12 protein-coding genes are annotated in these 13,550 nt (G+C 64.7%); 3 read left to right on the top strand and 9 right to left on the bottom strand.

The window, feature by feature from the left end; translation table 11 throughout:
* Window positions 1-2 precede the first annotated feature (2 nt).
* The gene (locus NKH19_RS14740) at window positions 3-821 is read left to right on the top strand and encodes a CDP-alcohol phosphatidyltransferase family protein (protein ID WP_502910935.1); all 819 of its coding nucleotides are present in this window, start codon (window positions 3-5) and stop codon (window positions 819-821) included.
* Between the two features lie 27 nt (window positions 822-848).
* Here NKH19_RS14740 and NKH19_RS14745 read toward each other — a convergent pair whose 3' ends face one another.
* Window positions 849-3,071 (bottom strand): AMP-binding protein, encoded by a 2,223-nt coding sequence (locus NKH19_RS14745; RefSeq protein ID WP_352868221.1) that lies wholly within the window; start codon window positions 3,069-3,071, stop codon window positions 849-851.
* A 140-nt stretch (window positions 3,072-3,211) separates the two neighbouring features.
* Window positions 3,212-3,619: a tautomerase family protein gene (locus NKH19_RS14750; protein WP_352868218.1), complete on the bottom strand. Its 408-nt coding sequence runs from the start codon at window positions 3,617-3,619 to the stop codon at window positions 3,212-3,214.
* A gap of 113 nt (window positions 3,620-3,732) precedes the next feature.
* Between NKH19_RS14750 and NKH19_RS14755 the strand changes: the two genes are divergently transcribed.
* Window positions 3,733-4,590, top strand: coding sequence for a LysR substrate-binding domain-containing protein (locus NKH19_RS14755; protein WP_352868215.1), 858 nt, complete (start codon window positions 3,733-3,735; stop codon window positions 4,588-4,590).
* A gap of 133 nt (window positions 4,591-4,723) precedes the next feature.
* Here the strand turns inward: NKH19_RS14755 and NKH19_RS14760 are convergent, their stop codons facing one another.
* Complete coding sequence (locus NKH19_RS14760; protein WP_352868213.1) at window positions 4,724-5,632, bottom strand: DMT family transporter; 909 nt, start codon at window positions 5,630-5,632, stop codon at window positions 4,724-4,726.
* Window positions 5,633-5,822: 190 nt separating this feature from the next.
* Entirely contained in the window at window positions 5,823-7,340 is a 1,518-nt protein-coding gene (locus NKH19_RS14765) for a S10 family peptidase (RefSeq protein ID WP_352868210.1), read from the bottom strand.
* A 243-nt stretch (window positions 7,341-7,583) separates the two neighbouring features.
* Between NKH19_RS14765 and NKH19_RS14770 the strand changes: the two genes are divergently transcribed.
* Window positions 7,584-8,090: an OsmC family protein gene (locus NKH19_RS14770; RefSeq protein ID WP_352868207.1), complete on the top strand. Its 507-nt coding sequence runs from the start codon at window positions 7,584-7,586 to the stop codon at window positions 8,088-8,090.
* 216 nt (window positions 8,091-8,306) lie between these two features.
* Here NKH19_RS14770 and NKH19_RS14775 read toward each other — a convergent pair whose 3' ends face one another.
* From NKH19_RS14775 to radA, 5 genes are all read right to left on the bottom strand, one after another.
* Complete coding sequence (locus NKH19_RS14775) at window positions 8,307-8,525, bottom strand: hypothetical protein (protein ID WP_023761619.1); 219 nt, start codon at window positions 8,523-8,525, stop codon at window positions 8,307-8,309.
* Window positions 8,526-8,692: 167 nt separating this feature from the next.
* Window positions 8,693-9,439 (bottom strand): SDR family NAD(P)-dependent oxidoreductase, encoded by a 747-nt coding sequence (locus NKH19_RS14780; protein WP_352868204.1) that lies wholly within the window; start codon window positions 9,437-9,439, stop codon window positions 8,693-8,695.
* A 350-nt stretch (window positions 9,440-9,789) separates the two neighbouring features.
* Window positions 9,790-11,259, bottom strand: coding sequence for an amidophosphoribosyltransferase (purF, locus tag NKH19_RS14785; RefSeq protein ID WP_183453881.1), 1,470 nt, complete (start codon window positions 11,257-11,259; stop codon window positions 9,790-9,792).
* A 105-nt stretch (window positions 11,260-11,364) separates the two neighbouring features.
* Window positions 11,365-12,033, bottom strand: coding sequence for a CvpA family protein (locus NKH19_RS14790; protein ID WP_352868202.1), 669 nt, complete (start codon window positions 12,031-12,033; stop codon window positions 11,365-11,367).
* A gap of 84 nt (window positions 12,034-12,117) precedes the next feature.
* Window positions 12,118-13,521 carry a DNA repair protein RadA gene (gene radA, locus NKH19_RS14795; protein WP_352868200.1) on the bottom strand — a complete coding sequence of 468 codons (1,404 nt, stop codon included), beginning with the start codon at window positions 13,519-13,521 and terminating at the stop codon, window positions 12,118-12,120.
* Between the last annotated feature and the right edge of the window lie 29 nt (window positions 13,522-13,550).

Here is a 13,550-nt window from a genome sequence, read left to right on the forward strand (position 1 = left end):
CCGTGGGCACGCAATACAAAAAGTTCGAGGCCCATGCCAGCGGCGGTCCGCGCATCCGCGAAATCCCTATGCGCATGGTGCTGCCCAACCTCGTCACCGTGCTGGCCATCTGCGCCGGCCTGTCCGGCATCCGCTTCGGCTTCGAAGGCCGCTTCGAGCCGGCGGTGGTGATGGTGCTGCTCGCGGCGTTCCTCGACGGCATCGACGGCCGCCTGGCGCGGATGCTGAAGGCGACCTCGAAATTCGGCGCGCAGATGGATTCGCTGGCCGACATCGTCAATTTCGGCGTCGCACCGGCTCTGGTGCTCTATGCCTTCCTGCTCGACCGCGCCGGCTCGCCGGGATGGATCGCCGCACTCCTGTTTGCCATCGCCTGCGGCCTGCGGCTCGCCCGTTTCAACGTGCTTGACGACGAGAAGACCGATCGCCCCATATGGCAGTCCGAATATTTCGTCGGCGTGCCGGCGCCGGCGGGCGCCGTGCTGGTGATGCTGCCGCTCTATCTTTATTTCCTGCGCACAGGGCTGGAGCCCAGTCGTCCAGCCGCCTTCGTCGCCACCGGCTTCACCATCCTGGTCGCCTTCCTGCTGGTCAGCCGGCTGCCGGTCTATTCCGGCAAGAGCCTGAGAATCCCGGGCGACAAGGTGCTGCCGATCATCCTTGGCGTCGTGCTCTACGTGCTCCTGCTGATGACCTATCCCTGGTACACGCTGACGGCTTCGGTCGCCGGCTATCTGATGTTCCTGCCGTTCAGCGTGCGCGCCTATTCGAAGCGCGCCAAGCTGGAGGGTGAGAAGGTGCCACCTTCGGATATAGGTTAGAAGATACGCCGAAGTCCTTGATCTGACTCACGCCGCGACGCCGAGCCCCAGCCTGTCGATCGCCAGCTTGCGGGTCGAGACATAGTCGGTCTTGCCGGAACCCAGCACCGGGATTTCCTCCACCTTGACGATGTCGTTCGGCACCATCAGTTCGGCGGCACCCGCCTGTTTGCCGAATTTGCGCAACTCGTCGGGATTGGCGTCGTCGGCGGTGGTGACCAGCACGATGCGCTCGCCGCGCCGCTTGTCGGGCACCGCCACCGCCGCGTGCCGTTCCTCCGGCCACAGCGATTGCACCAGCATCTCGACCGCACCGAGCGACACCATTTCGCCGGCGATCTTGGCGAAGCGTTTGGCGCGGCCGCGAATGGTGATGAAACCTTCACGGTCGACGGCAACGATGTCGCCGGTGTCGTGCCAGCCGGTCAGCGGCTGTAACTCACCGGGACGCTCCGCGGTCATGTAGCCCATCATCAGGTTCGGTCCGTCGAGCCACAATTGGCCGGCGTCGGAGATGCCCTCGACCGGCTCCAGCTTCATGCGCATGGCCGGCAGCAGCCGGCCGACGGTGCCGTCGCGGCCATGGATGGCGGTGTTGACGGCAACCACGGGTGCTGCCTCGGTCAGTCCGAACCCTTCGATGATCTCCGCCTGGAAGCGCTCGCGATAGACGCGGCGGGTTTCCGGCTTCACCGCCTCGGCGCCGGCGACGACGAAGCGCAGGCTGGAAAAATCGCCGTCCTTGGCGGTGCGCGCATAGTTGGCGAGGAACGTGTCGGTGCCGAACATGATGGTCGGTTTCACCTTGCGTGCGACCTCGGGGATGATCTTGTAGTGGAGAGGCGAGGGGTAGAGGAACAGTTTTACCCCAGTGACCAGCGGCAGGATGGTGCCACCCGTCAGCCCGAACGAGTGGAACACCGGCAGCACGTTGAGAAGGATGTCGGCGGGCGAGATGGTGATGCGTGCCTCGGCCTGCATGGCGTTGGCCAGCAGGTTTTTGTGCGAAAGGATCACCGCCTTGGGCGTGCCTTCCGAACCCGAGGTGAACAGGATCACCGCCGGCTTGGCCGCATCCTGCCGTTGCAGCGGCCAGCGCCACAGCAAGGCGGCGGCAAGCTTGTCCAGCGCCGTGACGCCTTCCCGCACATCCTCCAGCCAAAGCAGCCTGGCACCGCCCTTCTCGACCGCCTCGACGATATCGGCAAGGCTGGCCTTCTCGACGAACGCGCGGGAGGAAATCACGGTCCTTATCACCGCGGTGCGCACGGCGGCGGTGACGCTTGCCGGCCCGGCCGTGTAGTTGATCATCGCCGCCACCCGGCCGGCCGACAGAAGGCCAGTGAGCGACAGCACGACGCCATTGGCGTTCGGCAGCATCAGCCCGACCGCTTCGCCCGGCGCAGTGACCGCCTCGAAGCGCCTGCCCAGGACGCGAGCGCCGATGAACATCTTGCGGTAGCTCAGCGCGCCGGAGATGACGTCCTCGATGATCGTGTGCGAAGCGCCGACTCGGTCGGCGGCATCGCGCATGGCCAGGAACAGGCCGCGATCGAGGTTGGTACCGAAAAGCCGGGCCTCGGCGACACGGTCGAACAACGCATTGGTGTTCGAGGCCTGGTCGGGGTTGCGCGCCACCAGTTCGGCGATGGTCATCGGCTCCAGAACGCTGATCGACAGCCGCGGAAACCAGTGCCGTGGTGCCTTGCCTGCGGGCGTCAACGACACCGGCAGGCTGCGCGCGCCGCTGACGAAGATCGGCACGATGCTGGCCTCGGCCTGCATGGCGATGCGCGTGACGGCACGAAACAGCCGGAACGTCTTGACGTCAGGCTCGACCGCATCCGGCAGATAGACGGCGAGCCGGCCTTTGCCTTTGAGGACGCGCACCAGCCGGCGGCTGACGAAGACATGTTCGGCGTTGAAGGCGATGGTGCGGCCGAGCTCGCGCCACGGTTCGAGCCAAGGCGACCGCGCCGAGACCTCGTCGAGGATATGCAGCGTGTCGTCCGGCAGCAGCGACAGCATCAGAGCCGGTTCGAAACGCGATTGATGCGAGATGACGTAGATGACCGGGGCCCGCGCCTTGCGGGCGATCTTGACCCGGGTGTCGGCGATTCGGTAGGCGAGTTTGAACGGCACATAGAGCAGCGCCTGGGTGAAGCGCAGGCCGAGGCGGAATTTTTCCGCCACGCCGATCAGCAGCCAGGCCAGAACAAGACCCGCAAGCAGCGCCAGTGTCAGGACCATGCCGCGTCTCTCCCAACGATTTTATCATCTCGGCTCTTTTGCGGCCGCTTCGGCCAGAACCTAGACCATGTGGGAGCAACGTCAATGCGGATGAGGGCAAGCTTACCTTCTTGCCCCGAGCCAGAAGGTAAGGTCTGTGTTCACGCCGCCTTCAACCGTCCGCTGATGAAACGGAATTCCTGCGTCTTGCCGCCATAGCCATAGGCTGCTGCCGGCACTTCGTGCACGAAGGCATAGCTTTCCTCGTGCACGCCGCCCAGCAGACCGCCGAAGGCAGCGAATATCGCTTTCAGATAGGCTTCCAGTTCGAGCTTGGTGTTGGTGCCGTCGACCACCTTGATATCCAGCCAGAACGTATTGGTGCCATGCTCGGCCAGCGACTTGCCGCCGGCGAACCAGTGCTGCGGATCGATGTAGGATACGGCGACGGCTGTGATCGTCGGATCCTTGCGCAACTGCGTCGCGGTGATTTCGGTGACCTCCTTTGCGATGCGAGCGGAAAGAGCCGCGTCAGGCCTGCCGGCGACGCTTACGGTGATGATGGGCATTTCTCTTCTCCTCGGTTCGAGCGGCGTCTGATCGCCGTTGAAAGAATCATGCCATCATTATTAAATCAAAAAAATCGAATTGTTTTAAATTTAAGGTTCGATATTATCGAATTATGCAAACGCTCGATCCCGATCTGCTCAGGACCTTTCTTGCCTTCGTCGACAGTGGCTCATTGGCCCAGGCGGCTTCAAGCGTCGGCCGTTCGCCCTCGGCGGTGACCGCCCAGATGCAGCGGCTGGAGGAAATCGTCGGCGAGCCGCTGCTGGCGCCGCAAGGCCGGGGCCGAGGCTTGACCCCTGCAGGCGAGGATCTCGTCGGTCATGCCAGGCGCATCCTTGCTGCTCACCGCGAGGCCTGGCTGGCACTGAAGGGCGCACGGGCTGCCGGGCGCGTCGCCATCGGCACGACCCAGGATTTCGCCGATAGCGGCCTGCCGGACCTGCTGCGTGCCTTCGCCGTAAGTCATCCGCGCGTCAGGATAGAACTGCGGGTCGGCCGCTCCGCCGAACTGGCGCAGGCGCTGCAGTCCGGCGGCCTCGATCTGGCGATCGTCATGCGCCAGGCCGCGGTGCCGGACGAAGTCGGCGTGCTGCGTGAGCCGATGATATGGCTGTGCTCGCAAAGAGGATTGACCTCGCGGCAGGAGGAAGTGCCGCTGGCTCTGCTCGATCCGTATTGCGGTTTTCGCGAGGCGGCACTTGCCGCACTCGATGCTGCCGGTCGCCGCTACCGCATCGCTGCCGGCAGTGCCAGTCTGGCCGGCCTCCGCACGGCGGTGAACGCTGGTGTCGCGTTGACGTTGCGAACGGTCCGCTTTGCCCATTCAGGCATCGTCGAGGCGCCGCGCGAGCTTGGTCTGCCGCAAGTTCCAATGGCTGAGTTCGCGATCCGGCTGCGCGTCGGCGCCGATGGTCCGGCGAGCGACCTCGCGACACTGCTCAGCGGCAACCTTGCCTTGTCGGCTGGCTGAACGCCAAAGAAAAAGCCGACCTTACGGTCGGCTTGAGAGTAGGACGGGCCGAGGGGTTTGGGGGGACTTGGGGATGGCCCGTCACACCAATAATGTCTGACCACGATGATGGTTCCGTGACTGCGTCACTTTTTTAAGAAATATTTGACGCCATGCGTTGCGAGCGGACCATCAGCCAATCCCGCCCCGCATGGGCAAACACCGCACACAGCACGATAGCGCCGCCGATCATGCTGGCGACCGGTGCAATCTCGCCCAGGAACAGGAAGGCAAACAGGATCGCGAACGGCACTTCGGCCGAGCCGAGCAGCCCGGATTCGGCGGGCGGAATGAGCCGTGCGCCCTCCGTCCAAAGGATCGAGGACAGCGCGAAGGACGCGCCGAAAGTGGCGAGCAGAACGGCATCCCTTGGCGAAACCGCTAGCGGATCGGTGACGAACCAGCCGAGCACGAACAGCAGGAACGCTGAAACCGCACCGGCCCATACCACCGGCGTGTCGCGGAAGGCGCGCACCATGATCATGTAGAGGCCGCTGCCGACGGTCATCAGCAATGCCAGCCCGTCGCCGAACAGATTGCCGCTGCCGAAGCCGGACCAGACCATGATCGCCACGCCGCACAGCGATACGGCGGCGGCGACCATCGTCTGCAGTCGAAGCGGCTCGCGCGTCAGAACCCAGGCCAGCAGCGCGGTGACGAAAGGCGCTGTGGCATAGATGACGGCGACATTGGCGACAAAGGTGAACTTGAACGCCGAGATGAAGGCTATGCTGGCCAGCGCGCCTTCCACCGCCAGCAGCCAGCCGCGCCAGCCGAGGCGCGGCGTTTCGCGGTTGCCGGAGCGGCGGCGGCGCCACAGCACGTAGAGGCTGATCAGGATCGCGCCGACAAAGCCGCGCCAGCAGATGATTGTCAGCGGGTCGGCATGGATCGACTTTGTCAGAACACCAGTCAGGCCGAAGACGGCAGCCGACGATGACACCAGGATGATGCCGAGCGTGCGCTCCGCGGCGGTGTCGGCGGTGGCTGCGATGTCAGTCATGCCACAAGCCTACGCCGTTCAGTCCTGACATCGTAGCGTCAGCAGTGATGGTGATCCACATCATAGCCGTTTGCGAAAATGCTCGCCGCCTATGATCAGCAGGCCGGCTGCGATCAAGGCGGCACCCCAGGAAGACTTCGCGGCGCGGCTCGTCCACCCAGTTCCATGGCGATCTGCGCTCTCGCAAAGCTTATTGCGTCGCCTGGTAAAGCTCCGAAGCGGCCTCTTTCAGGGCACGCCGACCATCGGATCTGAAGTACATCATGTGGCCGCCCTCGACGACATCGAGACGGATAGGCTTGGCGTTGGCGAGCGACGAGATCTGGCTCACCAGGTAGCGCGAGGCGAGGTAAGGCGTGACCAGATCGGTGTAGCCGTTGACGATCACGACGCCGAGCGACGGGTTCAGCGAGCGTGCTCGCTGCAGATCGTCCATCACACCGGCATAGCCTTGCCGCGAGGCGCTGGTGCCGTAATCCCAATTCTGGCTGACTTCGCCATTGAGCAGCCGATAGCTGACGTCGGTGCGGAAATTCAGTTCGTCGCTGATATAGCCGACGAAAGCCGACGTCAACGCCGGTACGCTGCGGTCGAGCACTGGATCCGGGCCGGCGATGCGGGCGCTCTCGGGCGCGATGTCGGCCGTGCCGATCATGGCGTCATATGGGCTGAGCACTTTGCCGCTGGCACGGGCGAACTCCCTTGCGAACAGGCCGGTCGGGATACGGGCGGAGTTCCGCTGCACGAGGTCGAGCGGCAGGCCGGTGATGTCAGCCACGCGTTGGCTCGCCAGCCGCCTGCCTTGCTCCAGTCCGCTGGTGAGCGCCGTAAGATAATCGCCCATCGCATAATGTTCGACTTCGGCCAGCTTCTCCCGTAACGCATCGCCGGTGACGCCTTCGGCGCGCAGGCGCACCGCCGCCAGTGAAGGCAGTTCAAGCGCCCAGTGCAGCGGCTCGAATTCGTCGGGTTGCACCAGCGTGAACTCCAGCGCCGGCGAGATCAGCACGATGCCGTTCGGACTGATGCCGATGTCTTCCTGCAATGTCCTGGCGAGCAGCGCCGCGCGGAACCCGCCATAGCTTTCGCCGGCGAGGAACAACGGCGATCCGGTGCGGCCGTTCTGCGCGAGATAGAGCCGGATGAAGGCGCCTATCGAGCTGGCATCCTGATTGACGCCCCAGAAGTCGTGCGTGTCCTGGCCGGGTGCCTCGCGGCTATATCCGGTTCCGACCGGATCGACGAAGACGAGATCGGTCATGTCGAGCCAGCTGTCCGGATTGTCGATAAGTCTTTGCGGTGAGGGCAGGAATTCGCCGTCGGCTCCCGTTGCGATTATACGCGGACCGAGTGCGCCGATATGCAGATAGGCGGACGCTGCTCCAGGGCCGCCGTTGAACACGAAGGTGATCGGCCTCTGCGGGTCTTTGGCCATGCTTGCCGGTGGCTCCAGCGTGTAGGCGACGTAGAAGATCTCCGCCGTGACGTCGCCCTTGCCGGAAAGCAGCGACAGAGTGGCGGCCCTTGCCTGATAATCCAGCTTGCGCCCGGCGAGGGTGATCGAATGGTTGGTGGTCCGCGGCGGAGGCAGCAGGGACAGCACGCCGCCCGAGGGGCCTGGCCGCTCCACCGTTTCAGCCAGGAGGGGCTGCGCCAGGGCGGCAAGCATCGGCAGGATAAGGAAGATCAGTTTCAGCTTGACCGGCATGATGGCTCCGCGAGAACGACTCCCGCATAGGTATGGCCGAGATGATCGAAGTCAAAGGAAATGGCTGTATGGTTGGACAACTGCCGCTGCCGCTCCTTCTCCCTTCTTCCTGCGAGCGGGCTGCTGGCTCCAACCGCGTCTTGGCGGCTCGCCCGTATGCGGTGGCGGTGAACAGCATTGCCTTTCCGTAGTGATCGGCGCAAATCTCGACCGCACGAAATAGCCGACGAAAGGGGAGAGCGGATGGATGCGACCGAACTGAAGGCCATGCAGGCGCCGCTGAAGCAGACCTATCGTGACGATGCTTCGCAGGCCCTGATCACGCTTCGCGCCAAGGGCTCGATCGACGACCAGTCGGTCGCCTGCAAGGTGGAGACGGGCAGGGCGCTCGCCATCGCCGGGCTGCATCCGGCAACAGGTGGCTCGGGCCTTGAGCTCTGCTCGGGCGACATGTTGCTGGAGGCATTGGTGGCCTGCGCCGGGGTGACGCTGAAGGCGGTGGCGACGGCGCTCGAGTTCAAGCTCGGCGCCGCCACGGTGGAAGCGGAAGGCGACCTCGATTTTCGCGGCACGCTCGGTGTGGCAAAAGATGCGCCGGTCGGCTTTCGCGCCATTCGGCTCAATTTCAACCTCGACACCGATGAGCCGCGGGAGCGGGTAGAGTCACTGCTGAAGCTGACCGAGCGCTATTGCGTGGTATTCCAGACCATCAACCAGAAGCCGGAACTGACGGTTTCAGCTCGACGCTGAGGATCTCCCCCTTGAGGGGAGATGTCGCCGAAGGCGACAGAGCGGGTCGGAACGACGGGACGCGACCTTCTTCCGCCGGCAGAGGAGGTTAGCGCTCGACGCGCGGCGACCCCCTCTGGCCTGCCGGCCGTTCGTCGTTCGGAAAGCCAAGCAATTGGCTTTCCGTCCGCTGTGCGGACCACTCCTCAACCCCCTCAAGGGGCGAGATTACGCTCATTACTGCGCTGACGGTTCTTCGGCGTCGCCCTCGTCGGTGAAGGGCGAGGCGCTCGGCACGCATTGCACCGACCAGCCGGCCGGTGTCGGCTGTTTCTGATACTCAGCGATGGCGGCGGTGCACTGTTCGCGCTTGTCGAAGGTGCTGGGCAGGACGACCATGCCGCCTTGCGGGCCGGCGATTACCAGATACCAGACCAACGCTGCGGTCGTTGCCATGGGGATTTCCTCGTTCTGCCAGTTGGGTGGTTGTTGTGGGAGTCGCTGCGATCCTACCAACTCCACGGAAGTGACGAAAGCATGGCCGCCGCGCAGCCTCCAGCCGTCACATCACAGCCGCGTGATGAGGCGGCGGGTTTGTCACGCTGCCGCCCGCGCGAGTGCGGCTATTCCGGCTGCCGATAGGCGACGAAGCGGTTGTGCTTGGCCTGGAAAATCAGCCCGGTCTCCTTCAAGTCGGGGCTCGCCAGCGGCACGATGAGCTTGGCGATCTCCGAGGGGTGCGGCAGCGTCGCCGGATCCTCGCCGGGCACCGCCTGCGCCCGCATGGCGGTGCGGGTGGCGCCGGGATCGGCGGCGTTGACGCGCAGCGGCAGGCTTTGCGTCTCATGTGCCCAGGAACGCATCATGGTCTCGACCGCCGCCTTGGACGCCGCGTAGGGCGCCCAGAACGCGCGGGCCGAGTGCGCCGCGTTGGATGACAGGATGATCGCTCGCCCGGCGTCGGAGAGCCGCAGCAGCGGGTCGACCGAGCGGATCAGCCGCCATGTCGAGGTGACGTTGATGGTCATCACCTTCTCGAAGGTTTTTGCTTCGACATGACCGATCGGCGAGATGACGCCGAGCACGCCGGCATTGGCGACGAGAATGTCAAGCTTGCCCCAGCGCTCATGGATGGCGCCGCCCAGCCGGTCGATGCCTGCCATGTCGGCGAGGTCGAGCGGCACCAGTGTCGCCTGGCCGCCGTCCGCCTTGATCTGATCGTCAAGCTCTTCCAGACCACCGACAGTGCGCGCCACCGCGATGACATGCGCGCCGGCGGCGGCCAATTCCTTGGCGATGAAATAACCGATGCCGCGCGAGGCGCCGGTGACAACCGCAACGCGGCCGGTAAGGTCGAGGGGACGGGTCAACGGGCAACTCCGAGGGCTAGCGTTCTAACTCGGACTTGGCTCTGCCTCGTCAGCCTGCATATTTGGCGAAAGCGGAGGTGGGAGCGCAATCTCCCCCCTTGCGGGGGAGATGTCCGGCGGGACAGAGGGGGGTGTGAAGGATCGCCAATTTTCGAAATGATCCGACCCCGAGAGAGAACCCGGCCAAGCGCGCGGCTGGAATTGATCGACAGGATGGAGGGACAGCACCCCCCTCTGCCCTGCCGGGCATCTCCCCCGCAAGGGGGGAGATCGGCTGCTTCGAGGAGGCCGCAACAAAGTGATCGCGGCGAAATTTGCAAACCGGCGAAATTCACGGTTGCAGCAAGGCCCTACGTCCCGCTCGTCGCCAGCAGCGACAGCGTGCGCACATTGTCGTGGCCTTCGAAGTCGAGCAGGCGGGTCGGGTACTGGCCGGTGAAGCAGGCGTCGCAGAATTGCGGCTGGTCATTGTCGCGGCTGGCCTCGCCGACGGCGCGGTAGAGCCCGTCGATTGTGAGGAAGCCGAGCGAATCGACGCGGATGAATTCGGCCATTTCTTCCACCGACATGCGCGATGCCAGGAGCTTCGACTTCTCCGGCGTGTCGACGCCGTAGAAGCAGGAGGCGCGTGTCGGCGGCGATGCGATGCGCATATGCACTTCCTTGGCACCGGCGTCGCGCACCATCTGCACGATCTTCTGGCTGGTGGTGCCGCGCACGATACTGTCGTCGACCAGCACCACGCGCTTGCCCTCGATCATGCGGCGGTTGGCGTTGTGCTTCAGCTTGACGCCCATATGGCGGATCGAATCGCCCGGCTGGATGAAGGTGCGGCCGACATAATGGTTGCGGATGATGCCGAGCTCGAAGGGAATGCCCGCCGCTTGGCTAAAGCCGATCGCCGCCGGCGTGCCCGAATCCGGCACCGGCACGACGATATCGGCCTCGACCGGGCTTTCGACTGCCAGCTCGGCGCCGATGCGCTTGCGCACCTCATAGACGTTGCGGCCTTCGACCGACGAATCCGGCCGCGCGAAATAGACATATTCGAAGATGCAGAAGCGGGTCTTCTGCGGCTCGAACGGGAACAGGCTTTCAATGCCCTTGGACGTGACGACGACCATCTCGCCGGGCTTCAGGTCGCGCACGAAACGCGCACCGATAATGTCGAGCGCACAGGTTTCGGAGGCCAGGATCCAGGCGCCGTCGAGATCGCCGAGCACCAGCGGCCGGATGCCGAGCGGGTCGCGGCAGCCGATCATCTTCTTGGCCGTCATCGCCACCAGCGAGAAGGCGCCTTCGACCTGCCGCACCGCATCGATGAAACGCGAGTTCAAATCGCGCTCCTTGCTGGTGGCGACGAGGTGCAACAGCGTCTCGGTATCGGAGGTGGAGGAGAAGATCGCGCCCTGCTTCTGCAGCGCCCGCTGCACGGTCATGGCGTTGGTCAGATTGCCGTTGTGGGCAACGGCGAAGCCGCCATCGGCCAACTCGGCGAAGAAAGGCTGGATGTTGCGCATGCCGGCGCCGCCGGTGGTGGCGTAGCGCGTGTGGCCGATGGCGCGGTTGCCTTGCAGACTGTCGATGACGCGCTGCTTGGTGAAGGTGTCGCCGATCAGGCCGACATGGCGTTCGACATGGAACTGGCTGCCGTCATAGGAAACGATGCCGGCCGCTTCCTGGCCGCGATGCTGGAGCGCATGCAGGCCCAATGTGACGATGGCCGCAGCATCTTGCCGGCCGAAAATGCCGAACACACCGCATTCGTCGTGGAAATGGTCGTCGGCCTCGGCGGAAAGCACGTCGTCTGCGTCTGCCATCTTAAGCTCCGCTAAAATCGCCATATAATGCGGGTTCGCGTCGAAAGCAACGCGCGCCGTGCAGCCATTCACACCATCGTCAAGTCCCAGCGCCCATTTCCGGCGTCAGTTTGCCGGTGCAGCCGGTGCTGGATTGGCCGGGGTGTTGTCCGCCGGCGGTGTTGCAGCATCATCATCAGGCGCCGGCGTGTTGGCATCGTCCCCACCCGCCGGAGCATCCGCTGCCGGTGCGTCCGGAGCAGCGGGCGTCTCGGTAGCCGGCTGATTCGGATTGAGCTTCTTCAGGATGGCGTTTTCCGGATCCTCGGGCAGCAGGCTTTCGAGCTTGGCGCCGATCTGCTCGAGCAGCGGCCGCGACTTGGCCTCCGTCACCCAGGCCGGTGCCTTGGCGCCGGCCAGCCAGTTGAAGAACAGCAGTGCAACGGCGACGACCAGAATGCCGCGGGCGGCGCCGTAGAGGAAACCGAGCGTACGGTCGAGCGCGCCGATCCTGGAATCGATGATCCAGTCGGCAAGCTTCATGGTGATGACCGAGACGACGGTCAGCGCGATGACGAAGACAACGCCGGCGGCGGCCGCCATGGCGATCTTTTCATTCTCGATGTAGGGCGCGAGGTAAGGCACAACCGGCTTGTAGAAGAAGAACGCCGCCGCCGCCGCCGCTGCCCAAGAGACGACGGACAGGATTTCGCGCGAGAAGCCGCGAACCATGGCGAGCATCGCCGAGACCAGAGTGAAGCCGACGAGAATTCCGTCAAGCAGCGTAATCGGCATGTCTTTCGCCCCACTCCATGAGCTGCATTATAGCGCGGAGCATCGGATTTTCCCAAACCGGTTCCCGCCTTCGGGTCCGATGCCCTAATCTTCCTCGTCCGCGCGGCTTCGGCGTGAGCCGGCTATGCGCGCGACGAGGTCGGCAAGCTCGGTCGGCTGGAAAGAACCGGCCCCGATCCCCCCGGCCAATTCCCCGCTGCCCGAAGGCAGGACCGCGCTTCCAAAACCCAGCTTTTCGGCTTCCTTGAGGCGCTGTTGCGCATGCGCGACCGGCCTCACTGCGCCCGAAAGACTGATTTCGCCGAAATAGACGCAATCGGCGGGAAGGGCAAGGCCGGTGAGCGAGGAAACCAGGGCCGCCGCCACCGCAAGATCCGCCGCGGGCTCCGAAATGCGATAGCCGCCGGCGACGTTGAGATAGACATCATGGCTGCCGAAGCGCACGCCGCAATGGGCTTCGAGGACCGCCAGGATCATCGACAGCCGGGCGCCGTCCCAGCCGACGACGGCGCGGCGCGGCGTGCCGAGCGAGGAGGACGCCACCAGCGCCTGGATCTCGGCCAGCACCGGCCTTGTCCCCTCCATGCCGGCGAAAACCGCCGCGCCCGGCGATTTGGCATGGCGTTCGCCAAGGAAAAGCTCGGATGGGTTGGCAACCTCGCGCAGGCCCTTGTCCGACATTTCGAAGACGCCGATTTCGTCGGTCGGTCCAAAACGGTTCTTCACCGTGCGCAGGATGCGGTAATGATGGCCGCCTTCGCCTTCGAAGTAGAGCACGGCGTCGACCATATGCTCGACGACGCGCGGCCCGGCGATCTGGCCTTCCTTGGTGACATGGCCGACCAGCACGATCGCCGCCCCTGTGGATTTCGCATAACGGATCATCGCCTGGGCGGCGGCGCGCACCTGGGTGACGGTGCCGGGCGCCGAATCGGCAAGGTCGGTCCACAGCGTCTGGATCGAATCCAGGATGACGAGATCCGGCCGTTTGCCGTCGGCTATTGTGGCGAGGATGTCCTCGACATTGGTCTCGGCGGCAAGTTCCACCGGAGAGGAGGCAACGCCAAGCCGCTGCGCCCGCAGCCTGATCTGCGCGACCGCCTCTTCGCCCGAGACATAGACGATGCGGTGGCCTTTTGACGCCAGAGCGGCCGCCGCTTGGGTGAGCAGCGTCGATTTGCCGATGCCGGGGTCGCCGCCGACCAGAAGCGCCGAACCGCGCACGAAACCACCGCCGGTGGCGCGATCGAGTTCGCCGATGCCCGAAATGATGCGCGGCGCGTCCTCGATGTCGCCGGACAGCGTGGTCAGCACCACCGCGCGGCCCTTGCGGGCGTTGCGTGTATTGGCCGGACCCGAGCCGATGCCGCCGGACGTACCTTCCTCGACCAGCGTGTTCCACTCGCCGCAGGCATCGCATTTGCCGGCCCAGCGCTGATGCACCGATCCGCAACTCTGGCAGATGAATTGTACGCGCGACTTGGCCATCAGATTTATGCCCCCCGATGTCTGGCAGG

Source organism: Mesorhizobium sp. M1338 (assembly GCF_040318045.1).
Classification (GTDB): Bacteria; Pseudomonadota; Alphaproteobacteria; order Rhizobiales; family Rhizobiaceae; genus Mesorhizobium.

Bases quoted from the DNA above. Each gene is read 5' to 3' on its own strand.
- NKH19_RS14745 (WP_352868221.1), bottom strand. From the start codon at position 3,071: ATGGTCCTGACACTGGCGCTGCTTGCGGGTCTTGTTCTGGCCTGGCTG.
- NKH19_RS14750 (WP_352868218.1), bottom strand. From the start codon at position 3,619: ATGCCCATCATCACCGTAAGCGTCGCCGGCAGGCCTGACGCGGCTCTT.
- NKH19_RS14755 (WP_352868215.1), top strand. From the start codon at position 3,733: ATGCAAACGCTCGATCCCGATCTGCTCAGGACCTTTCTTGCCTTCGTC.
- NKH19_RS14760 (WP_352868213.1), bottom strand. From the start codon at position 5,632: ATGACTGACATCGCAGCCACCGCCGACACCGCCGCGGAGCGCACGCTC.
- NKH19_RS14765 (WP_352868210.1), bottom strand. From the start codon at position 7,340: ATGCCGGTCAAGCTGAAACTGATCTTCCTTATCCTGCCGATGCTTGCC.
- NKH19_RS14770 (WP_352868207.1), top strand. From the start codon at position 7,584: ATGGATGCGACCGAACTGAAGGCCATGCAGGCGCCGCTGAAGCAGACC.
- NKH19_RS14775 (WP_023761619.1), bottom strand. From the start codon at position 8,525: ATGGCAACGACCGCAGCGTTGGTCTGGTATCTGGTAATCGCCGGCCCG.
- purF (WP_183453881.1), bottom strand. From the start codon at position 11,259: ATGGCAGACGCAGACGACGTGCTTTCCGCCGAGGCCGACGACCATTTC.
- NKH19_RS14790 (WP_352868202.1), bottom strand. From the start codon at position 12,033: ATGCCGATTACGCTGCTTGACGGAATTCTCGTCGGCTTCACTCTGGTC.
- radA (WP_352868200.1), bottom strand. From the start codon at position 13,521: ATGGCCAAGTCGCGCGTACAATTCATCTGCCAGAGTTGCGGATCGGTG.